Source organism: Bacillus sp. LNXM65, assembly GCF_002998575.1.
GTDB lineage: Bacteria > Bacillota > Bacilli > Bacillales > Bacillaceae > Bacillus.
Map to the genome: position 1 here is coordinate 40,366 of NZ_PVRB01000005.1, position 22,256 is coordinate 62,621.

26 protein-coding genes are annotated in these 22,256 nt (G+C 42.7%); 2 read left to right on the forward strand and 24 right to left on the reverse strand.

Features of this window, described 5'->3' with window-relative positions; all coding sequences use genetic code 11:
- Positions 1-3: 3 nt before the first annotated feature.
- The 4 genes from C6Y03_RS10985 to C6Y03_RS11000 all read right to left on the reverse strand — a co-directional run bounded on the left by C6Y03_RS10985 (position 4) and on the right by C6Y03_RS11000 (position 3,889).
- Positions 4-1,134 (reverse strand): dihydrolipoamide acetyltransferase family protein, encoded by a 1,131-nt coding sequence (locus C6Y03_RS10985; RefSeq protein ID WP_106039293.1) that lies wholly within the window; start codon positions 1,132-1,134, stop codon positions 4-6.
- A gap of 17 nt (positions 1,135-1,151) precedes the next feature.
- Positions 1,152-2,189 (reverse strand): alpha-ketoacid dehydrogenase subunit beta, encoded by a 1,038-nt coding sequence (locus tag C6Y03_RS10990; protein ID WP_106031682.1) that lies wholly within the window; start codon positions 2,187-2,189, stop codon positions 1,152-1,154.
- Positions 2,190-2,209: 20 nt separating this feature from the next.
- On the reverse strand, positions 2,210-3,187 hold the full coding sequence (locus C6Y03_RS10995; protein ID WP_034663939.1) for a thiamine pyrophosphate-dependent dehydrogenase E1 component subunit alpha: 978 nt from the start codon (positions 3,185-3,187) through the stop codon (positions 2,210-2,212).
- Positions 3,188-3,415: 228 nt separating this feature from the next.
- Positions 3,416-3,889 (reverse strand): SprT family protein, encoded by a 474-nt coding sequence (locus C6Y03_RS11000; protein ID WP_034663941.1) that lies wholly within the window; start codon positions 3,887-3,889, stop codon positions 3,416-3,418.
- 99 nt (positions 3,890-3,988) lie between these two features.
- Between C6Y03_RS11000 and cmpA the strand changes: the two genes are divergently transcribed.
- Entirely contained in the window at positions 3,989-4,123 is a 135-nt protein-coding gene (gene cmpA, locus C6Y03_RS11005; protein WP_095286213.1) for a cortex morphogenetic protein CmpA, read from the forward strand.
- A gap of 19 nt (positions 4,124-4,142) precedes the next feature.
- Here the strand turns inward: cmpA and C6Y03_RS11010 are convergent, their stop codons facing one another.
- From C6Y03_RS11010 to acpS, 14 genes are all read right to left on the reverse strand, one after another.
- Positions 4,143-6,302 (reverse strand): Tex family protein, encoded by a 2,160-nt coding sequence (locus C6Y03_RS11010; protein ID WP_106039294.1) that lies wholly within the window; start codon positions 6,300-6,302, stop codon positions 4,143-4,145.
- Positions 6,303-6,378: 76 nt separating this feature from the next.
- On the reverse strand, positions 6,379-6,978 hold the full coding sequence (locus C6Y03_RS11015; protein WP_034663944.1) for a PP2C family serine/threonine-protein phosphatase: 600 nt from the start codon (positions 6,976-6,978) through the stop codon (positions 6,379-6,381).
- On the reverse strand, positions 6,978-7,766 hold the full coding sequence (gene sigB, locus C6Y03_RS11020; RefSeq protein ID WP_034663946.1) for an RNA polymerase sigma factor SigB: 789 nt from the start codon (positions 7,764-7,766) through the stop codon (positions 6,978-6,980). Before sigB ends, C6Y03_RS11015 begins: the two co-directional genes overlap by 1 nt.
- The gene (gene rsbW, locus C6Y03_RS11025; RefSeq protein ID WP_034663948.1) at positions 7,732-8,220 is read right to left on the reverse strand and encodes an anti-sigma B factor RsbW; all 489 of its coding nucleotides are present in this window, start codon (positions 8,218-8,220) and stop codon (positions 7,732-7,734) included. Before rsbW ends, sigB begins: the two co-directional genes overlap by 35 nt.
- A complete protein-coding gene (locus C6Y03_RS11030; protein WP_034663950.1) occupies positions 8,217-8,546 on the reverse strand; it encodes an anti-sigma factor antagonist in 330 nt (109 codons plus the stop codon). Before C6Y03_RS11030 ends, rsbW begins: the two co-directional genes overlap by 4 nt.
- Before the next feature lie 59 nt (positions 8,547-8,605).
- Positions 8,606-9,613, reverse strand: coding sequence for a PP2C family protein-serine/threonine phosphatase (locus tag C6Y03_RS11035; protein ID WP_106039295.1), 1,008 nt, complete (start codon positions 9,611-9,613; stop codon positions 8,606-8,608).
- Positions 9,614-9,623: 10 nt separating this feature from the next.
- Positions 9,624-10,025 carry an anti-sigma regulatory factor gene (locus tag C6Y03_RS11040; protein ID WP_034663954.1) on the reverse strand — a complete coding sequence of 134 codons (402 nt, stop codon included), beginning with the start codon at positions 10,023-10,025 and terminating at the stop codon, positions 9,624-9,626.
- A 2-nt stretch (positions 10,026-10,027) separates the two neighbouring features.
- Entirely contained in the window at positions 10,028-10,396 is a 369-nt protein-coding gene (gene rsbS / locus C6Y03_RS11045; RefSeq protein ID WP_003214235.1) for an RsbT antagonist protein RsbS, read from the reverse strand.
- Positions 10,356-11,231 carry an RsbT co-antagonist protein RsbRA gene (locus C6Y03_RS11050; protein WP_045210228.1) on the reverse strand — a complete coding sequence of 292 codons (876 nt, stop codon included), beginning with the start codon at positions 11,229-11,231 and terminating at the stop codon, positions 10,356-10,358. The genes rsbS and C6Y03_RS11050 overlap by 41 nt, the downstream gene beginning before the upstream one ends.
- Before the next feature lie 117 nt (positions 11,232-11,348).
- Entirely contained in the window at positions 11,349-11,699 is a 351-nt protein-coding gene (gene ndoA, locus C6Y03_RS11055; RefSeq protein WP_003214169.1) for a type II toxin-antitoxin system endoribonuclease NdoA, read from the reverse strand.
- A gap of 4 nt (positions 11,700-11,703) precedes the next feature.
- Positions 11,704-11,985, reverse strand: coding sequence for a hypothetical protein (locus C6Y03_RS11060; RefSeq protein WP_012008995.1), 282 nt, complete (start codon positions 11,983-11,985; stop codon positions 11,704-11,706).
- Positions 11,986-12,278: 293 nt separating this feature from the next.
- Positions 12,279-13,460: an alanine racemase gene (alr, locus tag C6Y03_RS11065; RefSeq protein ID WP_106039296.1), complete on the reverse strand. Its 1,182-nt coding sequence runs from the start codon at positions 13,458-13,460 to the stop codon at positions 12,279-12,281.
- A gap of 136 nt (positions 13,461-13,596) precedes the next feature.
- The gene (locus tag C6Y03_RS11070) at positions 13,597-14,613 is read right to left on the reverse strand and encodes a LolA family protein (protein ID WP_095286222.1); all 1,017 of its coding nucleotides are present in this window, start codon (positions 14,611-14,613) and stop codon (positions 13,597-13,599) included.
- A gap of 160 nt (positions 14,614-14,773) precedes the next feature.
- Positions 14,774-15,139, reverse strand: a complete 366-nt coding sequence (gene acpS / locus C6Y03_RS11075) for a holo-ACP synthase (RefSeq protein WP_106031676.1) — start codon at positions 15,137-15,139, stop codon at positions 14,774-14,776.
- Positions 15,140-15,233: 94 nt separating this feature from the next.
- Here acpS and C6Y03_RS11080 point away from each other — a divergent pair, with 94 nt between their 5' ends.
- A complete protein-coding gene (locus tag C6Y03_RS11080) occupies positions 15,234-15,839 on the forward strand; it encodes a rhomboid family intramembrane serine protease (RefSeq protein ID WP_106039297.1) in 606 nt (201 codons plus the stop codon).
- Between the two features lie 56 nt (positions 15,840-15,895).
- Here C6Y03_RS11080 and C6Y03_RS11085 read toward each other — a convergent pair whose 3' ends face one another.
- The 6 genes from C6Y03_RS11085 to C6Y03_RS11110 form a co-directional block, all read right to left on the reverse strand.
- Positions 15,896-17,395 carry a PH domain-containing protein gene (locus C6Y03_RS11085; RefSeq protein ID WP_106039298.1) on the reverse strand — a complete coding sequence of 500 codons (1,500 nt, stop codon included), beginning with the start codon at positions 17,393-17,395 and terminating at the stop codon, positions 15,896-15,898.
- Positions 17,385-17,864, reverse strand: a complete 480-nt coding sequence (locus C6Y03_RS11090) for a PH domain-containing protein (RefSeq protein WP_003214135.1) — start codon at positions 17,862-17,864, stop codon at positions 17,385-17,387. Before C6Y03_RS11090 ends, C6Y03_RS11085 begins: the two co-directional genes overlap by 11 nt.
- Before the next feature lie 110 nt (positions 17,865-17,974).
- Positions 17,975-19,465: a degradosome RNA helicase CshA gene (gene cshA, locus C6Y03_RS11095; RefSeq protein ID WP_060595587.1), complete on the reverse strand. Its 1,491-nt coding sequence runs from the start codon at positions 19,463-19,465 to the stop codon at positions 17,975-17,977.
- A gap of 165 nt (positions 19,466-19,630) precedes the next feature.
- A complete protein-coding gene (locus tag C6Y03_RS11100) occupies positions 19,631-19,969 on the reverse strand; it encodes an avidin-fold protein (protein ID WP_034663966.1) in 339 nt (112 codons plus the stop codon).
- Between the two features lie 127 nt (positions 19,970-20,096).
- Positions 20,097-20,789, reverse strand: coding sequence for an alpha/beta hydrolase (locus C6Y03_RS11105; RefSeq protein WP_034663968.1), 693 nt, complete (start codon positions 20,787-20,789; stop codon positions 20,097-20,099).
- 26 nt (positions 20,790-20,815) lie between these two features.
- Positions 20,816-22,180: a UDP-N-acetylmuramoyl-tripeptide--D-alanyl-D-alanine ligase gene (locus C6Y03_RS11110; protein WP_106039300.1), complete on the reverse strand. Its 1,365-nt coding sequence runs from the start codon at positions 22,178-22,180 to the stop codon at positions 20,816-20,818.
- Between the last annotated feature and the right edge of the window lie 76 nt (positions 22,181-22,256).

Here is a 22,256-nt window from a genome sequence, read left to right on the forward strand (position 1 = left end):
TTCCTATAAAAGAATGGATATTGGTTCTTCTAAATATGCTTTGACCGTTGATAAAAATGCGGATGCCGGCGCTCCGTCCAGCACGCGGTGATCAAACGTAAGACTGAGTGGCAGGATGGTCCCTTTGCACAATTCATCCTCTCGATAAACAGGGGTTTCATACATTGTTCCGACGCCAAGGATACCGGCTTCCGGCGGATTCAAAATCGGAGTGAAATGCTCTACACCATATGCACCTAGGTTGGTGATCGTAAAGGTAGAGCCTTCGATTTCATCGTGAAGAAGTTTGCCTTCACGTGCTTTTTTGCCATACAATTTGATGGTCTTCGTTAGCTCAATGAGCGCTAGTCTCTCCGCATGTCGAATAACTGGCACAGCTAAGCCGTTTTCTAAAGCAGCAGCTATCCCAAGATGAACATACTCAAAAGTTTCCACTCTTTCATTTTGATATTGACTGTTCATCGCAGGGTGTTCGAGTAATGAAAGGATCGTTGCTTTGGCTACAAAATCGGTCATGGTCAATTTTGTATCGTGACGGGCTATGGCTGTTTCATTCAGCTGTTGTTGTAAGTTTGTAAGTTTTGTCACGTCCGCTTTCATCGTAATGGTTAATTGTGCACTTGTTTGCAGGCTTTCCATCATTCTTGAGGCAATTGTTTTCCGCATCGTGTTAACAGGTTGATGCTCTGTCTCATTTTGTTTTTTCTCTGCCCGTTCAGGAAGCGCATGAAGCACATCCGCTTTCGTAATTCTTCCCCCCGGTCCTGTCCCCACCAGCGTATTAATGTCTAGGTTTGCGCTATTCGCAATTTTACGAGCAACAGGGGAGATTTTCTTTCTCTCTTTCTTTGGTTTTGACTGGACGTCTCTTTCTTTCTTTTCCTCCACCTGTTCATTTCCTTCACCGATATAGCAAATGACCGTGCCAGGCGGTACACCTTCTCCCTCAGACACTTTTATATCCAATATGGTTCCTTCAGCAGGTGATTCGATCTCCATTTCAATTTTTTCGGAGTTGATGCTTGCAATGCTTTCCCCTTTATTTACGGTCTCACCGACCTCCTTATTCCAGACAGATACCGTTCCTTCTTTCATCGACATGCCCAATTTAGGCATCACAACTTCGACAGCCATCTCCCTCTCTCCTTTCTTTAGTTCAAGATCTTGTCATGACTCTTGCCAATCATCTCTAATACGGTGTTCACAACCTTATCAGGTGTCGGCAGATATATATCTTCAAGAGGTGGTGAAAATGGTACTGGTGTATGAGGAGCCGTCACTTTTTTGATTGGAGCGTCAAGTAAATCGAATCCTTTATCTGCAATCAAAGAAGAGATATCTGCGGCAATTCCGCACCTTGGATTTGCTTCATCCACAATGACAAGCCGATTTGTTTTTTCTACCGAAGTCATAATGGCCTCTTCATCGAGCGGCGACAAGCTTCTTGGATCAATCACCTCAGCTTCAATACCACGTGCAGCTAACTCTTCTGCCGCTTCGAGTGCTGTATACACTTGTTTGCCTACTGCAAAGATGGTCACGTCTGAGCCTTCTCTCTTCACATCTGCTTTACCAAGCGGCAGTGTGTAATACCTCTCCGGCACATCTCCTGTGATATTGTAAAGCGTCTTGTCTTCAAAAAAGATGACAGGGTCCTGATCCTCGATGGCTGCCAGCAGCAGCCCTTTGGCATCATAAGGTGAAGAAGGCACAACTACTTTCAATCCAGGGATGCTTGTAAATAGCGCATACAAACTTTGCGAATGCTGGGCAGCTGCTCTAAAACCCGCCCCATGTGTCGTTCTAATCGTGATCGGCACCTCTGCTTTTCCGCCAAACATGTATCGAAATTTTGCGCCTTGATTCAGCACTTGGTCCAGACAAGTACCGATAAAATCATTAAACATGAGCTCCGCAATTGGTCTTAGCCCTGTTGAAGCAGCTGCCATGGCCGCGCCTACATAGCCAGCTTCACTAATCGGTGTGTCTAGGACACGCTCACGTCCAAACTCCTGTACGATTCCTTTTGTTACTCCAAGAACTCCGCCCCATGCTTCATCATCCTGTAAGTGATCTACATGAGCGCCTCCCGCAACATCTTCCCCCATTAAAATGACATCTTCGTCTCTTCTCATTGCCAGTTTAATCGCTTCATTCAAAGCACTAGACATGCTGATTTCTCTTGTCATTTTCCTCTCCCCTTTCTGATTTATTGATACGAAACATACACATCGGTCAGTAATTCGGTATGATCTGGATATTCACTTTCTTCACTGAATCTAACGGCTTCATCTATCGCTTCTGCTACAGCCGCTTCAATACTTGATATCTCCTGATTCGTCAGCAGCTGCTTCTTTAATAATTCATTTTTAAAAAGAGCGATGGCATCTTTCTCTTCTTGGTGTTCTGTTTTTTCTTGATTTGTTTTGTAGCGCTGAGCGTCTCCTTCAAAATGACCATAATTCCGATATGTCATGCATTCAATCAATGTCGGACCTTCTCCATTTTTTGCTCGTTCTATCGCTTGTTCTGCTGCTTGATAAACGGCTGTCACATCTTTTCCATCTACTTGAATACCCGGAATGCCATAACTGGCGGCTCGATCCACGATCGATTTGCAGCTTGAAGCATAGGAAAATGGCGTCGCTTCCCCGTAACCATTGTTTTCTGCGATGAAAATGACAGGCAGTTTCCAGATGGCGGCGAGATTGATTCCTTCGTGAAAAGTCCCTTGATTGTTTGCACCATCCCCAAAAAAGCAAACGCTTACATTATTTGTCTTTTTATATTTAGCCGTGAGGGCTGCCCCGCACGCAAGTGGAAAGCCGCCTCCAACAATTCCGTTAGCACCGAGCATTCCTTTATCAAAATCTGCAATGTGCATGGATCCACCTTTTCCTTTACAAAGACCTGTGGCTTTTCCATAGATTTCTGCCATCATTCCTTTTAGATCACAGCCCTTAGCGATACAATGGCCGTGGCCGCGGTGTGTACTTGTAATACTGTCTTGTTCATTCAGGTGAGCACAGACTCCTACAGCAACAGCTTCTTCGCCAGCATAAAGATGGACAAAGCCCGGCAAGATCCCTTTTGTAAAAAGCGTGTGTACTTGATCTTCAAATTGGCGGATTTCCTGCATTTTTTGATACATCCAAACGGCTTTTTCTTTTGTGAGTGCCATTTCCATATGGTAAAACCTCCTATCTTTTTTTGCTTGCACTTATATACAAGCAAAAAACGTGCCAACATCATGGCACTTGAAAACTTAGGTTTTGAACGATTCACACCGATCAAAAAAGAGACAAAATGAGATTTGCGTCTCTATTTGTCTCAATATGTCTACTTCATCTCCTACATATCACGATGATCAGTTCCATTGGCCACAAAAAAAAAGCATCCCATAAAGGAATGCTTTTCACTCTGAATCGATTGTACGCCGCCATTTTAATTTTCCTTTGCAGACGCCGCACACATAACGAGAGGTATCAAATCGTCTTTTCCTGATAAAATACTGACCGCATCCTGTGCAGACATATTCATGCCGTTTCTGTACACGCCGTTTATTTTGTACGGTCTTTAGCGGTGTACAAAAACGCGGGGCTCCTACTTGTTTTAATAACTCTTTAAAATCCCGGTCACGATGCTGATAGCCCTTCCCCTCAAGGTGCAGATGATAATGACACAGTTCATGCTTGATGATCCCAATCAATTCAGCTCTTCCATGCTCCTCTAAATATCGGCGATTTAACTCAATATTGTGTGTACCAAGCAAATATCTTCCGCCTGTCGTTTTGAGACGGTCATTAAAAACAGCTTGATGGCGGAATGCCTTACCAAAGAACTGCTCAGAAATATGCTCTGTTAACTGCTGTAACTCTCTCTCCTTCAATCAAGATCGTTCCTTTCTATAAAAACCTCGAACGGGACAATTTCCCCTTTGCATACATTGAAGGTACACCCACTGTTTCGATCAAAGGAGGAATGGGCGATGCCCAACTGGCTGAAAAATCAGATGCAGAAGGCATTTTTTGAAAAAAATCATTACCAAATCAAATTGCTGAATCAATGCTGGTACTTCTACAGAAAAAAACATTCAGTCACATCAAGGCACACCCCATCCTAAGGTGCGCCTCGTTTTTTGTTTACTCTGGTTTCAGCATGGAGAGGGCAACGCGGCCTTTTGACTGGTCAACGGAGTCCACCCATACAGTTACAATGTCACCAACTGATACAACGTCAAGCGGATGCTTCACAAAACGGTTGCTTAGCTTTGAAATATGTACAAGCCCGTCCTGCTTTACACCAATATCAACGAATGCGCCGAAGTCTACGACGTTTCGCACCGTTCCTTGCAGCTCCATTCCTTGCTTCAAGTCCTCCAATTTCAACACATCTGTTTTCAAAAGAGGTTTTGGGACTTCATCGCGCGGATCACGCTCAGGTCTTGTCAGCTGATCGATGATATCCTGAAGTGTAATGATACCAATATCAAGCTGCTCTGCTGCTTCGTCCAGTTTGACCTCTGCAATTTTCTCCTTTAACAGCTCTGTGCCAAGATCGTCAGGCGTCATCTTGATCATGCGTAAGAATTGTTTTGTTTCTTTATAGCTCTCTGGGTGAATGCCTGTACGATCAAGTGGATCTTGTCCGTCTGCGATGCGCAGGAAGCCGATACACTGCTCATAAGTCTTAGCACCAAGTCTTGGAATATCCTTGAGCTCTTTTCTGCTTGTGAATCTCCCAATCTCTTCGCGGCGCTTGATGATATTTCCTGCGACGGCTTTTGAAAGGCCTGACACATATTGCAGCAGCGCCTGTGAGGCCGTATTGACGTTCACACCGACTTGGTTGACGACAGTCTCCACCACGAAGGTTAACGAGCTGTTTAATTGCTTTTGGCTCACGTCATGCTGGTATTGGCCCACCCCGACAGACTTCGGATCAATTTTCACAAGCTCTGCTAAAGGATCTTGTAATCTTCTAGCAATTGATATGGCACTTCGTTCTTCGACTTGCAGGTCTGGAAACTCTTCTCGCGCCAGTGCAGACGCAGAGTATACACTTGCCCCTGCTTCATTCACGATTAAATAGGACACCGGCTGATCCAGCTCTTGAATCAGGTCTGCGATGAATTGTTCGGTCTCTCTTGAGGCTGTTCCATTTCCAATCGCAATGACTTCAATATTTGATGATTGAATGATCTCTTTCACTTTTTGTTTGGCTTCCGCTTTTTTCTGCACAGGCGGGTGCGGGTAAATGACGCCAATATGATGGACTTTGCCCGTATCATCCACGACGGCTAACTTACAGCCTGTACGAAATGCAGGGTCGACTCCTAGTACACGCTTCCCTTTCATCGGCGGCTGAAGAAGCAGTTTTCTTAAGTTTTCAGCAAAAATATGAATCGCTTGCTCTTCTGCCTTTTCTGTCAGCTCTTTGCGTATTTCTCGTTCGATTGAAGGCTGAATGAGGCGCTTATAGGCATCATCAATTGCCGCTTCAATAAACGGTCTCGCCGTCGTCTGCTTGCCTTTTATGACTTGCTTGTCGAGATAGAAACGAATATTTTCAGCAGGTGGTTCGATGGCTGCCTTTAAGATGCCTTCTTTCTCTCCACGATTGACCGCTAGTACACGGTGGGGCACTATCTTTTTGATGGGCTCTTGATAATCGTAATACATTTCATAGACGTTTTTCTCATCGCTCTCGATGTCTTTTCCTGATGTGACCAGACTGCCCTTTTGGTACGTTTCACTGCGAATCCATTTCCGCATATCAGGATCATCAGCCAGCTGTTCAGCAATGATGTGCTGCGCGCCTTCAAGTGCCTCGTCTACACTTCTTACTTCCTTTTCTTCGTTGATAAAAGAAGCAGCCTTCTTCTCGATCTCATCGCTTGGCAGCGCGAGTACATATTCCGCCAGCGGCTCGAGCCCTTTTGCTTTGGCTACATTCGCCTTTGTTTTACGTTTTTGTTTGAATGGCCGGTATAAATCTTCGACCTCTTGCAGTTTATGAGCTTGTTCAATTTTTTGTTTTAATTCATCCGTCAGTTTGTCTTGTTCAGCGATTAAGCGAATGACTTCTTCTTTTCGGTTCATGACATTTTGGATATATGTATAGCGCTCTGAAATGGTTTGAATTTGCACCTCATCCAGTGAGCCTGTCTGCTCTTTCCGGTAACGGGCAATAAACGGGACGGTGTTGCCATCCTCTAAGAGCTTGATGACACTTTCAATTTGTTTTGTTGAAAGCTTTAATTCTGTTGCAATTTGTTTCAATAAAAAGTCAGATGTCTTCATACTTTGCATCCTCTCACTGTGTCTTCTCTTTTAGTGTATCAAAAAAACCGGCAAAACAGAAAAAAGGTCAGCTATTTTACATGAGCTGACCAAGTACATAGGTGAGATCGTCTTTCTTGTCTTGTGTGTATGTTTCAAGCTGTTTGGCAATGTCTGCAACTGAATGACTATGCTTTAAACACATTCTCATGTTTGGCACATTCAGTCCGTCTGAATACATAATGAATGTCGATCCTTTTTCGTAGGAATAGGTGTAAGTTTTATATTTTCTAGGTTTCCCTGATAAGTATCCTGATGTCGGAAGTGGATAAATATAGTCGCCAGAAGGGGCATTCAAGATAAACCGAATATTACCAACCGAACAATAGGTAAATTGCTGCTGGGAAAAATTCACCTTTAAGATCGCAACTGTGGCCCCGCGTTTATTTTTCATAGCCTGATTGCATCTGTCGATGAGGGTCGTCATATCCTCATGTCCATATTCTTCGACAATTTCGCTGACTAAAGAAGATGATTCATTGGCGAACTGACCGCTGCCTAATCCGTCTGCCACAGCACAAATTAGTTCTTCATCATCTGCTTTAATAAAAAAACTGTCCCCGCAGCAAGATTTCCCTTCTTTATTCGATTGATAGATAATGGCATTCACATGCTCATGCTGTTCAATCTGCTTCATTACCCTAGCTCCATAGACGCATCTTCTGATAATGCATCTCGTAGCTTTTTAACTGCCTTCCGTTGCAGTCTCGATACATGCATTTGGGATATCCCGAGTAAATCGCCTGTTTCTTTCTGACTCTTATTTTGTAAATAAGTCAGATCGATAATCTCTTTTTCTCGATCTGTCAGAACATGGAGCACACTCTCAAGCATCATTTTTTGGTTTACACGTTCGTAGCCCTCTTCTTGTGAGCCGACAACGTCTAAAATGGTGACTGTACTTCCTTCAGAATCAGCCTCTACGCCTTGGTCAACAGACAGTGCTTGATAGCTTTTGCCCATCTCCATTGTTTCAAGTACTTCTTCTTCTGTCACATCTAGGTATTCTGCAATTTCTTGAACTTTAGGTGACTTTTGCGTCTCCGTTGTCAGATGATCAACTGCCATCTTGATTCTTGGTCCAAGCTCTTTGATCCGCCTTGGTACATGGACACTCCATGTCTTATCACGTAAAAAGCGTTTGATTTCCCCGATGATGGTTGGAATGGCAAAGGCTTCAAATGATTTACCGACGAGCGGGTCATATCGCTTAATAGCGCCGAGTAAACCAATCATTCCAACTTGTCTGAGATCCTCATGAAAACTTTTCCCTTTGGAATATTTTTTCGCCAGCATATCGACCAGATTTGTATAACATTCGACAAGCGTGAGCTGCGCCTGCTCGTCTTGATTGGTTTGATAGCTTTGGATGAGGCGATCTACTTCATCTTTAGTTAGTTTCATAGTTTTGGATGGTTGTGTCATGGTCAACTCGCTCCCTGTTTAAAAACTTTGTCATCGCAACGGTAACTCCGGAGTTTGCTTGCACCTCGACTTCATCCATCAATGTTTGCATCAAATATAAACCAAGACCTCCTTCTGCCAATTGATCCACCGTATGAGCAGATGTGTAAGGCCCTAGTCCTTCCTGCTTTTGCTTAAAGTCAAAGCTACCGCCTTTGTCAGAGACAATGATTTCTAGACGATCCTCATAGACAAGAAAGCGAACAGCTACCTCTCCATCTTCGCCATGTTCACCTTTGTAGGCATGCTGAACTGCATTTGTACAAGCCTCACTGACGGCAATTTTTAAGTCTTCAATCTCTTCGTAAACATAGCCCATACGGCTTGCTACGCCTGAAAGAGTCAGGCGAATGATGCCTACGTATTCTGGTTTCGCTGGGATTTTCATTTCGATTAAATCTACTGATTCGTTCATTGTACCCCACCCTCTGTCTTTGCAGAAATGTCAATGATGTCCTTTAGTCCAGTAATTTCAAACAATCTTACAAGCCGATCCGATAAGTTCTCAAGCTTTAATGTTCCGCCTGCTTTTTGAGCCGCTTTAAACAGCCCAACAAATACACCTAAACCCGTACTATCCATATAAGAAACATCCTTCAAGCAGATTTCAAGATGATCCCCTTGCTCCGCTTTAGGCATAAGCTTTTCTCTTAGCTCAGGAGCGGAGTATACATCGATTTCTCCGCTGACGCTAATTTTCGTCTTATTATCTATTTGATGCTCTTTCATAGACATATTCATTATGCATTCACCTCGAAATTCTTGTTTCCTAGAATTTTATATACCCGCATATTTACTTTCTAAACCTTTCTTTTCAGAACAAGTAATGTAAAGTCATCATGAAGCTGAAAATCTTGCAGCTTCAGTAAGCTGGCATAGATAGCATCGACCATTTCCTGAGCTGAATAAGATAGGTGCTCTGCTATAAGCGTTTTGATATCCTCCCGCTCTAAAAAACCGTCCTCTGACTTGGATTCTGTCACGCCATCTGAGAATAAGATGATCATATCCCCGACGTCCAAATACTTCTCATACTGCCGATAGTCAAAGTCTGGTGCGATCCCAAGGACAAGTCCCTTAGCGTCTAAATCGTAAAATTGATTCTCTTTTTTGCAATAGAAAAAGCCCGGCTCATGACCAGCCGATGCATATTTAAATTCATGCGTTGCTTTATTATAGCTGCCATAGAACATGGTAATAAACATGCTCGGGTCTACGTTTTGCTCGACGACACGATTAAGGGTTTTTAACACCTTTGTGGGACCGCTTCCTGACTCCGGCAAGGAATCCATCGCATACTTAATCATCGACATACAGAGCGCAGCCGGGATGCCTTTCCCAATGACATCTGCGATCGCGATATTGATCGTATCGTGATCGGTGACAAAATGGTAATAATCTCCACTCATCTGTTTTGCCGGCACACTAATAGCCCCGATATCAAATGTGTCTCCTTCTGGAATTTTCGTTTCCAGAAGGGTTTGCTGAACATTAGCAGCAATTTCGATTTCTGATTTAATTTCTTGCTGGATGCCTCTAAGTGTTAAATGTTCCTGGTAAGCTAGTCCGTACCCAATCATGACTTCAATTAAGAAGTCTAGTGAATGAAAGACATCTTTCGGCAAATCAGGGTATAGCTCCTGAATCACTTTTCGGTGAACACTCACTATTTCTTCAGGAGGTATTTGATGCTCAATGGTTTTTCGGCTAAATTTTTGAGCTTGATAAAGCGATGTTTCAGTTAAATCACTGATATAACGACTGAGCAGCTGATGATACCGCTGCTCCATTACCTCCTTAAAATCCATGGTTTCCCTCCTAGCGAAGCCACTTAACAGCTTTTATCTCCGTTCCTTGTTCTTGTGTAGAATCTAATTCAAAATCATCCATCAGTCTTCTGACTCCCGGAAGACCTGCTCCGAGTCCGCCTGATGTAGAAAAACCGTCTTCCATCACTTTACGTATATCCATGATGCCAGGCCCTTCATCGGCTGCAATGATTTTGAGTCCACGCTTTCCGCGCTCCATCACTTCTTCTATACAAATCTGACCTTTACCAGCGTATAAATAGATGTTTCGAGCTAGTTCAGAAATGGCCGTCGTAATTCTTGCTTGGTCAACTGTTCCAAATCCTAATTCTTTAGCAACATTTCGCCCCAGTTGTCTTGCCGCAACTATGTCCCATTCCGTCAAAATTTTCACACAGGATTGGTCTTTCATATCTATTCCCCCAATTCCCGCTTCAATGTCTCAAGCCCTTGTTCAAGATCTAATGCTGTCTGAATTTCTTCCAGTGATATACCAAGTTCAATCAGTGTTACAGCGACTGCCGGCTGTATTCCTGTTAATACAACTTTTGCCCCCATGAGCTTTGACATCGTGATGACATCGCCTAATACTTTTGCGATAAATGAATCAATCATATCAACAGATGTTAGGTCAATGACAACGCCGTTCGCTCCTGTTTCATGAATTTTATTCAGCAAGTCTTCTTGAAAGTGAAGGGCTGTTTGGTCATCAAGCTCCCACTGTATCGAAATTAGAAGACAATTATATAATTTTAAGATTGGAATCTTCGGGTGATTTCTCACTGGGTTTCCCCTCCAATGAAACAATTTTTCGATTTGTCATTTCTAAAGCAGTTTGAATTCCTTTTTGAAGGGTATTCTTTGTTGTAACTTGAGATAAATCAATTCCAAGGGTGACGATGGTTTGGGCGATTTCTGGGCGAATACCGACCAATAAGCATTTTGCACCTACTAATCTCACAGCCTCTGACGCTTGAATGATATGGTGTGCCACCATTGTATCGACGACAGGTACACCGGTGATGTCGATTAAGACCACCTGTGACCGATGCTTCACAACGCCATTTAACAGATTCTCCATGATCTTCTTCGCACGGTCTGTATCAATTGTTCCGACAAGAGGCATGACAGTGATGTGCTCAAACACCGGAATCAGCGGAGCAGAAAGTTCCTGTAACGCAATTTTTTGAAGGTTGACGGTTTTCTCCCATGAGATGGAGTAGTGATTCAATATTTCGTTATGAACTGGTGAGATGAACCGATCAATTTCCCATATGAGCTCATTACTTCCTTGTTCAGTATTTTTGTCACTGTTCATTTTGTGATATAAGTGCGAACGGATTTCCGTTAGCCCTTTTGCCAGTAACTTAAGTGATATACCCATTTGTACAATTTTTAAAGCAAAAGATTGCACTTTTTCTTCAAAATCCTCAGCATTCGCCTCTGAAAGGGATGCTAGAATAAGCTGGACATATTCGGAACAAATGGTTTCATACATTTTATCGTTTAGCATCATGTCCGTTTCTTCTTCTCCGAGTCGTTTGAAGATGTCAGTCCATTCTTTTTCTAATTCCTTTTGGTGCGCTCTCGCAAAAGCTAACACGATATGATTCGACATAATTTACCCCCTACATACATAAAAAACAATAACTTTCATTCTCTCTCCATTATAGCCTTAATAAAAAATGAACACAAAAAAAAGTTGCTCACAGGAGAGCAACCAAATATCACCATATTAAAAATCAATAAGAGCCAAACTAACTTGTAAGGCTTCATCAACCTTCTCCATCATCTCATCATCAAGATGTGTGATTTTATCTGTCAATCTTTGTTTATCGATTGTACGAATCTGTTCCAAAAGAATGACAGAATCTCGTTCAAAGCCGTAGCGCTTTGCATTGATTTCGACGTGAGTCGGTAATTTCGCTTTTTGTATTTGGGCTGTTATGGCTGCAACGATAGCAGTCGGGCTGAAGCGATTTCCAATGTCATTTTGAATCACCAATACTGGGCGAACCCCGCCCTGCTCGGAGCCAACAACAGGAGATAAATCAGCAAAGTAAACATCACCGCGTTTAACAATCAAATGTTTAACCCCCGCTGACTAATCGCTCAACTGTATTCTCAGCCTCAAACTCTGCGTATTGTGCCTCTGAAGAGATATTCAGATTAATTTTCGCCATCTCCATGTAGCCGCGTCTCATCGATTCACGATTTTGTCGAATATTACGTTCACGAATATACGTTTTTGTCGCTCGGTAGATCAATTCATTTCTTGTTACCTTATCCTGCTCTGCTACTCGTTCGATCTCAGACATTAAAGTCTCCGGCAGTCGAATCTTCATTTCGTTTGTTGCGCTGGATTCAGACAAAAAACATACACCTCCACAAAACTTACGGATACCGTATCGATCCATTCCAAGACTAATCATACCATTATTCAATGCACAAGCAAAGCTGTTTTTTCATGATTTCTTATTAGAACATGAAGCGGCTCGCCACCCGTAAATCAAGATGATAATGGAGTTCCTCTTTCCCATTATACGCTTTTTTCCGAAAATCATACGGTATTTCCAAAATCTCTAAAAAAGGGAGAATGTTTACCCTACTTTTGTCGAATAAAAAAGAACGAAGTCAGTTTGACCATCGTTCTTTTGAACACTGTTTATAAAAAGCTTGGCCCGCTTTGAAGCAGCGGATTCCGTACATGCACTCTTTTGCCGTCCTCCATATATACTCTTGGGATGCGGTGGCCAATCGAGCAAGTGACTTCATAGTTAATGGTTTCAAGCCTTTTTGCGATTTCATCGACTGATACCATGTCTCCCCCTTGCTTACCAATTAAAACGACCGGCTCCCCTACTGGAAGATTGTCTTTCAGTTCAATCATGAATTGATCCATGCAAACCCTTCCTGCGATCTTCCGGCGCTTTCCGCCAACGAGCACTTCCGTTCCTGCCAGCTTCCTGATCCACCCATCTGCATAGCCGACTGGAACCGTGCCGATCCACGTATCTTGATTGGCTGTATACGTCGCCCCGTAGCTGACACTCTCACCCTTTTGAATGTGCTTCACATGGGCAAGCTTTGTATGAAGAGACATGGCTTCTTCCAGCTTGAAAGGCAATTCATCCTTGATTTCTTCTGACGGTGACAGCCCGTACATACTGATGCCGAAGCGAACCATATTAAACAAAACGTCTTTAAACCTTAGACCTGCTGCACTGTTGGCGCAATGAACGAGCAGCTTGTCCGTATGAAGCGGCTCGAGCAATGTTTGAAAGGTATCGACCTGCCGATCAAAGTAGGCCTCATCCTTTTCATCTGCTGTCGCAAAGTGAGTAAATACGCCTTCCAGCTGTAAAAAAGAGTGTTCACTGACAAGCTTTTTCACTTCGTTCAATTGCTCTATCGTTTTCACACCTAATCGGTTCATTCCGCTGTCTATTTTCAAATGAAAACGTATAGGTTGTCCCATCTGCCCTTTCATCATTGTGGTGACTTCTCTCAGCCAATCGATGGAGTAAGCGGTCATGATGACATTGTATCGAACGGCGGCTTTGACATATTCCGGCGGTACGGCGCCGAGTACAAGAATCGGTGCTTTGATGCCTTTATTTCTTAAAGAGACGGCCTCATCTAAAAAGGCTACGGCTAATAAGTCTGCTCCTGCTTTGAGGGCAGCTCTTGCCACTTCTATATCTCCATGTCCATATGCATTGGCTTTCACCACAGCCATCAGTTGAACACTTTGACCAATATGATCTTTCATATGTGAAACATTATGCTTAATTGCTGTTAAATTAATTTCTGCCCATGTGTCTCTATAAAAGGCATTTGTGTCCATCCGTCACACTTCCCTATTGAATGATTCAATACCTTTATTATGATACTAAAAATCAAGAATAATGTGAAACAAATCAAAGAAAATCAGCCCTTGCATAGGGCTGATGTTTCATTTCCAAGGCTCTCGCCTGAGATATTTATTTAGCTGACTGGCCTTCTACACTCTTTGCAACCATCAAGAGCTCTTCCTTCGATAGATCACTTGAAGAAATCAAGTAGTCCACTCCGTCAGATGTCCATGAAAGGGATTGGTCTGTGAGAACCCCAACTGTCATGCCAAGGTCGACTGGCTCGCCGTTCATCGTCACAGGCGTAGATGCTTCAGCTACTCTCGCTTTTTCCTGAATGAGTGTGAAGGATTTCTTACCGCCATACGTCATCACATAACGTTTCCCAGCATCTGTCATCATTTCTTTCTCTTCCATCTTCTTCACGCCCTCTGGCATATCAACTGGCGTTTTCACCGCAAAGCTGTCAGATGAGTCTGCACTTGTGGCTACATCCATTTGAGAGAGTGTCATGTTTTTCTTCTCATCAAATGCATCTTTGTCAAAGGATTTATTGAATTCAAAGTGAGAGAATTCCACTTTCACCATTGGCTTTTTGTCGCTATCCAGTACTTTCACACTGGCAGGCGCCATTGTTTTTTTATGAAAGGTAATCTCTTGGGTAGGCAGCATTTGGTTGTGCTGATAATTGGTTTTGGTTTCGAACACATACTTTGATTCTTTCGCTTTGAACTGAGCTGCACTGTCATTTTTAATGTCCTTCACGAGTGACTCAAATAAGTAGACCTGACTGCTATTATTTGGCCAATCACTGTGGAAACGGAAGCTCTTGTTCAATGAAGGTGTCAGCACAAACACACCATTGCCATTTCTTAAAATGACTTGACTCTGATCCTTTTTCGGATTTTCTAAATAGACACGGTAAAGTTCCGGCTTCTTGTACCAAATTTCTACTCGATACTCCTGCGGGTCATTTCCTGTCTCAATGGTCATTTTTGCTTTGGCTTTGTATGATGTCATTTCCTCTGCCTTTTTGTTTAAATCTCCAACGATATCCTGCTGAGATTTTTGACCGCATGCGGAGAGAATCAGTACAAAAAGGATTCCCGTTACAAGCAAAACAAAGCTTTTTCTCACCCTTTTCAACCCCTTCGTTAATTGTGTTAAAAGGAAGAAACCGCTTGTTTGACTTTAACAGTACGCCTCAAGAGTTAACTGCGTACCGCGAACCATCAAAGCCTGTTAGCAACTCGCCCTTCCTTATCGCACTACCCAATATATGAAGGGAGGACAAACAATATGCAGACTAGCTTGACAACCTTTCAATTAAAACTTGTGCAGCAGCATATTCTTTCGTGTGAGTGATGGACACATGAACCTGGTCGCCCATCGTTTTCTTGCTTTTGATGAAAGGTTTTCCATGTTCGTCTTTCTGAATTTCCAAGTCATGAAAGCTTAAATGCCGGCCGATTCCCGTTCCGTAAGCTTTAGCGAAAGCTTCCTTTGCTACAAACCGTCCCGCCAAAAATTCCAGCCGCCTCTTTTCACTGAGTTCGTTAAAAATGTCTTGTTCACTTAACGTTAAAATTCGTTCTGGTAAACGAGGCTGTCTGTTAAGCACTCGCGCGAGCCGGTTGATTTCTACAATATCAATGCCTATTCCTTTGATCATGAGGTACCTCCTATGATACTCGTACTAATTTGGATGTTCTCTTCATAAACGTGTTACTATAAACTTACCATTATCTAGTCAAAAGGGGTTTGTTATGTTTATTCGAACGGAGAGCTTTCAACAATTTATTAGAACGTATCCAATCGTAACAACGATCCTTGCTTTGCAAATTGGTCTGTGGCTTATATTTGCGATTCCTATCCCTCTTATACAGCTTGGTCACGACCATCTCGTCGGTTTCAATTATGGGGTAGCTGCCGGAGAATGGTGGCGGCTCGTCACACCTATTTTCCTTCACGGAAGTCTGACCCATATTTTGTTCAATTCTATGTCCTTGTTCTTATTCGCTCCAGCGCTTGAGTATTTGCTTGGGAAGGTTCGATTTCTGATCATCTATCTTGGTGCAGGGTTCGTTGGCAATCTCGGAACCTATTGGGTAGAGCCTTTAGAGTATGTACATGTCGGCGCTTCTGGTGCCATCTTCGGTTTGTTTGGCGTTTATTTATACCTTGTTCTATTTAAACCGCACATGATGGACCGCGGCAATTCTCAGGTGATCATAACGATTCTTGCAGTCTCTGTCATCATGACTTTCGTTAACTCAAACATCAATATTATGGCTCACTTATTTGGATTGATCGGCGGCATGCTCCTAGCACCTCTTACGCTATTTTTCCATTCAAAAAAAAGACGCTACTAACCTCATAAAAAATGTCGATCACTCCTATGAACGGGAAGCTGATCGACATTTTTTGTTTAAGAAGATTTATTTTTTTCATACGAATACCAATCCATTACACGTGCAGCATCTTCTTCCTCAAGGTGATGCACACCAAAGGAATCAAGCAGTGCAGAGGATTTCACAAAGGTGTGAATACTCGCCAATCGGCCTTTCTTTTGGAAGAAAGATTGCGTCATCGTATAGTTTTGCATTCGTTTTCTCAAGACAATGCCAGTGGTTTTGCCAATGCCTCTTGATGTCAGTTGAATCAATGGATCTTTGATCGTATAGCCTGATTGTTTATAAGCTAAATAGCCAAAAACCAAAGCAATAGGAAGCGGAATGAGTGCCAAATACCCCCATGGTGGAAAACGTACAGATAGGATCACGCCGACAAGTAATGGCACAAAGCCGTAAGAGATCAGGTAGCGTTTGAGTGAACGCTTTGGCACCTTTTTCAGTTCAGCTTCTGGCGCCAAGTGATAATGATCTGTGAATTGAGACAGCAGTTCGCTGATTTTTTTCTTTCGAATCAGCGGAAATACGACGGAAGAGGTTTCTTTTTCTGTAATAGAACCTCCTGCGCTCACAAGCATCACCGTCGCAAAGCCAAAAGGCTCACGGAGAATATTTTCTTTGATTTTCACTGCTTGAATTCTCGCAAGTGGAATGGTCATTTGATGCCTCTCGATGAGCCCTCTTGTGATGATGATGTCTTTCCCTTTTCGTTTTGCGGTAAAATTCGCATATTGGAGGGCTGTTACCCCAACACTAAGAATCCACGCAATCAATACGGCAAGAAATATGAGAATCGCATAAATCTCAACACTTGCATGACTTAAAAAAGAGAACCGCTTGACGAATCCGTCCAAAGGAAGAATTTCATCTATTTGTGTGTAAATGGCAAGACACCCGGAAATAATGACTCCGATTCCGCTTGAAGTGGTCGCAGCCAAAAGCAGCTCTGGTACACCCATCCGATAGGAAACATTCATTTCTTCTTCTACAGGTTGTTGCGCTGTCAGAGGATCATGCGGAACATCCCTATTTTCATCCAACACCTCTTCTTGCTGCAAGCTTTTCTTCCGGTTGAAAATTGATTGCTTTAATTGTTCCGCTTCTGCTTTTGTAATCGCCGTCAGGCTCACTTCCGGACCGTCCGTTCCGCCTGCTGTTTCGATTTGGACCCGCACCAAGCCGAAAATCCGCTGGAAGATACCTTCACTTGTATTCACCGTTTGAATTCGTTCTAACGAAATATATTTTTTCTTTTTTGTGATGACGCCGGATTCCACGCGAAATTCATCATCTTCCATCCGGTAGGTGAATCGCCTCCATGCTAAAACGGTTGAAACAGCTTTCCATAAAAGAAGCACACCAAGAATGATAAATGCATAAAAACGAATGCTCGAATTCGAGTTCACAAAAATAAGCACGAAAAAAGGGATAATGAAGTTTTTGATCATGGATACGGCATCTGATATAAAATCAATGAACATCGAGATTGGATGTACACGTTTTGGTTCAGACATCATCTTCCGTCACCCTTGCTAAACGAGATATGTAATCACGAAGCTCATCTGCTTCTTCTAATTCTAGCGCCGGTATATCATGAACTGTAGCAGCAGTCGATATTTGAACAGATGCCAAACGGTAGCGCCTTAAAAGCGGTCCTTGCGATGTATCGACATGCTGGACTCGCACCATCGGCACAATCACACGTGTGACACGAATGAGTCCATGCTGAATTTCAATTTCATTTTCGAATACTTCGTAGCGCCAGATGCGATGACGGATTTTCGGTATAAGCCAAATGCCAAAAATGACCTGTAAGACCCATAAACCGGCGAGGATGGCGCCAATCCAATATGGCCATTGAAGATAATAACTAGCAACAAATACCCCAATGATGATGAGTAAGAAAATCAATGAGATAATTCCATTTTGAAGACGCCATACCTTTAAACCATTTAAACTAATTTGACGTTGCGGCTGTTTTCTCACATTCTTCCCCCATTCTCTTACTTTTCTATCAATATATTACGAAACAAAGCCTAAAAAGTTTCAACAAACCTGTTAAAAAAAGCGAATCCTGCAAAGGATTCGCTCTTGAATTAGTTGTTATAAGATTTCTTTTGACGACGATCGTTAGAAGAACGATTGCGGTCATTTGAAGAACGCTTTTTATCACCGTAAGATGAACGGCTTTTCCCGCGATAGCCGCCTCCGCCGCCACCGTCTCTACGTTTAGAAGAGCTGCGGTTGTTACGATTGCGTTTTGAAATCATTGGTGCTTCATCTGTCAAACGAACAGGCGTTGCATCTGGCTCTTTTGTCATCATTTTGATGGCAGCCGCAACCACTGTGACAGAATCATTATCTTCTAGCAATTCAGCAGCAGCTGTCATGTAGAAGTTTAAGTTGTTTTCACTGATGATTGTGCGCAGACGATCAATGGTTACTTGCTGTTGACCTTCAATTGCTTCATCTAGAGTTGGTTCTTTCATACGTTCCATTTTACGTTTAGTCGTTTGCTCAATCGCACGAAGCATATCTTTTTCACGCGGTGTGATAAATGTCACCGCCATACCTGTACGTCCAGCACGTCCTGTACGTCCAATACGGTGTACGTAGCTCTCTGGATCTTGTGGCACGTCAAAGTTATACACGTGTGTTACGCCTGAGATATCAAGTCCACGTGCTGCAACGTCTGTTGCTACAAGCACATCGATTGAACCTTCTTTGAATTTACGAAGCGCAACCATACGTTTTGCTTGTGTCAGGTCACCATGAATTCCTTCAGCTGTATAACCTCTAAGGTTAAGCGCTTCTGTCAATTCGTCAACACGGCGTTTCGTACGGCCGAAGACAATTGAAAGCTCAGGTGATTGAATGTCAAGAAGACGAGTCAATGTGTCAAACTTCTTACGCTCGTGGATATCCAAGTAGAACTGTTGGATGTTAGAGACAGTCATTTCTTTTGCTTTTACTTTTACATGTTCTGGGTTTGTCATGAAACGCTCTGCAATGCGCTTAATTGGTGCAGGCATTGTCGCAGAGAATAAAAGTGTTTGGTGTTCACTTGGTACATTTGAAAGGATCGATTCAATGTCTTCGATGAAACCCATGTTTAGCATTTCGTCTGCTTCATCAAGCACAACTGTTTCAACATTTTGAAGACGCATTGTACGACGGTTAATGTGATCGAGTAAACGTCCTGGAGTCCCTACGATGATATGAGGATTTTTCTTGAGCGAACGGATTTGGCGGCCGATATCTTGTCCACCGTAAATCGGAAGTACGCGCGCACGCTTGTCTTGGCCAATTTTGTATAGCTCTTCAGATACTTGAATCGCTAATTCTCTTGTTGGCGCAATGATAATCGCTTGGATATTTGGAGACGCTGGGTCGATTTTTTCTACAAGAGGAATACCAAATGCTGCAGTTTTTCCTGTTCCTGTTTGTGCTTGTCCAATGACATCTTTATTCTGAAGACCGAGAGGAATTGTTTCCGCTTGAATCGGTGTTGCTTCTTCAAATCCCATGCGGTTAATAGCTTTCATGAGACTTTCGCTTAATTGAAAATCTTGAAACGTTATAGTCAAATTATTCAAACTCCTTCTAATTGCTGTTTCAGTAATCTCGTGAATGATCATTAAAAACTGCCCTTTTCCGAAAGGACAGGTCCATTATATACAAAGCCCGAATTACCCTACCTTATATCTTACCATTACACTATTTGTTTTTCAACAAGACAGAAATGGATATATCTACTGTTCCACAATGACAGATTCACCATCACTTTGATCTCCATCCATCCATTTCCACTTTTCGAACAGTTGAATTTTTCCGTTATCCAACTGCTTAGGTGTAGAATTGCAAGACCCGCTTCTCATGCTGCCGTCTTTGCTGACATGGTGGTACCTAAAATGAAGTGTTCCATCCTCATTCACAGTTCCTACAAGTACACCAGATACAATACTGCCGCCTTGATATGTGCCCGTTAATATATTCCCGTCCTGACGATATTGAAATATGGTTCCTGCCGATACTTCTCCGTTACTCGAATTAGACTGCGGGACAAAGGTTTTTCCGTCATAATGAAACAACCGAATCAACCACCTTTTCTTTCCTATTGTACCATAGGCTTGTCACTCATTCGACAAAAATGATGCAATTTTTAACAAGTGGGATTCAATTTATATTAGTTTAGCCACATTTTCGCTTTTCTATAGATTAAATTGTTTTTTTTAGAAATTGCTCTACTTTTTCAAACAATTGCTGTGCACATGGCTCGTGACAAACATGGTGTTTACAATCAGGTAAATAAAACATTTCTTTCTGACGAGACGGGATTTTATGATCAATAAATTCTGCACTTGAAGCGGGCACAATCCCATCACTTTCACCTTGAACAATTAACACAGGGAGGTGAAGCTTCTCAAGGGAGCTCTTCGTTTGCTTCACCAGCTTCATAAATTCTACAGCAGCTGACAGCGGCGTGCTCGTTAGCTTATGGCGGTATCTATCATACAAAGGATTCGTATCAATCAGCCCAGACAATGATTCCTTCAGCATCTGCCTTGTGTCTTGAATCATTTGTTTTGGATTCACATATTTAGCCGCAGCACTTAAAAGAACGAGACGAGCAACCGGATACTTCGCTGCAAGATAAGAAGCGATCATTCCTCCCATGGAAAAGCCGATCAAAAAAATGGTGTCGCATGTTCGGTAAAGAGATAGCAGTTCTAATTCAGCTGTTGCAATCCATTCTTGATAGAAAATGCCTTTGAGCTGAAGCTCATCCCCATGCCCCGGAAGCGTGACTGACTGAACGTTCCAATCTGTCTTCTGCTTTAAATATTGCGCCAGCGGTTCCACTTCATAGGGGGCGCCAGTGAATCCATGTATACATAGACAGCCAATCATTCTGTCACCTTCTTTGCGCTCACTCTTTATAGTGCAGTAATGACTTCTTCTAATCTCATGCCGCGTGAGGCTTTGACTAGAACAACATCGTCAGGACCTGCTACGTCAGCAAGTTTTTTCTTCAGTTCCTCTTTGTCCATAAATGAGGACACGCGCGCGTCACCGAATGATTTCTTTGCTCCTTCAGCGATGAATGCACCTAGGCGGCCATACGTCATCACATGATCAATAAATTCAGGCTTGATGTAGCGGCCTAGTTCATAATGATACGTTTCTTCTTCGCTGCCCATCTCGAGCATGTCTCCAAGGACAAGAATGCGATTAGCGAAGCCGTCCATATCTCCTACAAGATCAATTGCAGCTTTCATGGAAGTAGGACTTGCATTATACGCATCATTGATAACAGTGATTCCTTTCTCTGTTTTAAACAGCTCAAGACGCATCCCTGTCAACTTTGTTTGCATGAGTCCTTGGGCGATTTGTCTTTCATTCAGTTCAAAGTACTGGCCTATGGCAATTGCAGCAAGGGCATTTTTTACATTATGTTTCCCTAATACAGGAATGAGAAACCCCTGGGCATACCCTTCGACTTGAAATTCAGTTCCTTCTGCAAGCTGGTTGATATGCGTTACCTTGATATCACAGTCCTCTGCTTCTCCAAAGGTTTTCACACGCTGCGAAAGTGCAGTCGCTCTCTCGCGCAGCAAGGGTTCATCTCCTAAGTAATAAAAGATGCCATCCTCTTTTAATCCTTTTGTGATTTCACATTTTGCATCAGCAATGGCTTCTCTTGATCCCAAATCTTGCATATGAGATTCTCCAATATTGGTAATGACTGCTGCATCAGGCTCAGCGAGTTTTGACAAAAACTCGATCTCACCTTTTGCACTCATCCCCATCTCCAACACAGCAATATCTGTTCCTTCCGGCATTGCAAGAATGGTGAGCGGTAGACCGATATGATTATTAAAGTTACCATCTGTTTTATGAACTTGATAAGCCGTTTGTAAGACGGAATGAATCATGTCTTTCGTTGTGGTTTTCCCATTACTTCCTGTAATACCGACAACACGAGGTTTTTCTTCTTTCAAGTATGATTTTGCCAGTTGTTGAAGTGCTGCCAGTGTATCCTCTACAAGAATGACAGGTACACCGAACGGTGGATTGGCTTCTTTTTGATTCCAAAGAACAGCTGCGGCTCCAAGCTCCACTGCTTTAGAAGCAAATGTGTGACCGTTAAAATGTTCTCCAATTAGGGGGATAAACAATGCACCTTTTGATACTTTTCGTGTATCTGTTGTCACTCCGTGAATTTGCTCTTCGCCAAAAGCTTGATTAGATAGTGTCCCACCAGCCATTTGGGCGATTTGTTTCACTGTACGTTTGATCATGATTTTTTCGCCTCTCTTTCTCATTTCACGTTTGAAGGAAAAGAGACACTACCTAAGGATAGTGTCTGCTTGTTGC

Coding starts and splice junctions, on each gene's coding strand:
- C6Y03_RS10995 (WP_034663939.1), bottom strand. CDS start 3,187: ATGGAAATGGCACTCACAAAAGAAAAAGCCGTTTGGATGTATCAAAAA.
- rsbW (WP_034663948.1), bottom strand. CDS start 8,220: ATGAACGAATCAGTAGATTTAATCGAAATGAAAATCCCAGCGAAACCA.
- C6Y03_RS11085 (WP_106039298.1), bottom strand. CDS start 17,395: ATGATGTCTGAACCAAAACGTGTACATCCAATCTCGATGTTCATTGAT.
- C6Y03_RS11010 (WP_106039294.1), bottom strand. CDS start 6,302: ATGAAGACATCTGACTTTTTATTGAAACAAATTGCAACAGAATTAAAG.
- C6Y03_RS11050 (WP_045210228.1), bottom strand. CDS start 11,231: ATGTCGAATCATATCGTGTTAGCTTTTGCGAGAGCGCACCAAAAGGAA.
- alr (WP_106039296.1), bottom strand. CDS start 13,460: ATGGACACAAATGCCTTTTATAGAGACACATGGGCAGAAATTAATTTA.
- acpS (WP_106031676.1), bottom strand. CDS start 15,139: ATGATCAAAGGAATAGGCATTGATATTGTAGAAATCAACCGGCTCGCG.
- C6Y03_RS11110 (WP_106039300.1), bottom strand. CDS start 22,180: ATGATCAAACGTACAGTGAAACAAATCGCCCAAATGGCTGGTGGGACA.
- C6Y03_RS11035 (WP_106039295.1), bottom strand. CDS start 9,613: ATGGATTTTAAGGAGGTAATGGAGCAGCGGTATCATCAGCTGCTCAGT.
- C6Y03_RS11030 (WP_034663950.1), bottom strand. CDS start 8,546: ATGAATATGTCTATGAAAGAGCATCAAATAGATAATAAGACGAAAATT.
- C6Y03_RS10985 (WP_106039293.1), bottom strand. CDS start 1,134: ATGGCTGTCGAAGTTGTGATGCCTAAATTGGGCATGTCGATGAAAGAA.
- C6Y03_RS11105 (WP_034663968.1), bottom strand. CDS start 20,789: ATGATTGGCTGTCTATGTATACATGGATTCACTGGCGCCCCCTATGAA.
- C6Y03_RS11015 (WP_034663944.1), bottom strand. CDS start 6,978: ATGAAGCAGATTGAACAGCATGAGCATGTGAATGCCATTATCTATCAA.
- sigB (WP_034663946.1), bottom strand. CDS start 7,766: ATGACACAACCATCCAAAACTATGAAACTAACTAAAGATGAAGTAGAT.
- C6Y03_RS11080 (WP_106039297.1), top strand. CDS start 15,234: ATGTTTATTCGAACGGAGAGCTTTCAACAATTTATTAGAACGTATCCA.
- C6Y03_RS10990 (WP_106031682.1), bottom strand. CDS start 2,189: ATGACAAGAGAAATCAGCATGTCTAGTGCTTTGAATGAAGCGATTAAA.
- cmpA (WP_095286213.1), top strand. CDS start 3,989: ATGCCCAACTGGCTGAAAAATCAGATGCAGAAGGCATTTTTTGAAAAA.
- C6Y03_RS11040 (WP_034663954.1), bottom strand. CDS start 10,025: ATGAAAGACCAATCCTGTGTGAAAATTTTGACGGAATGGGACATAGTT.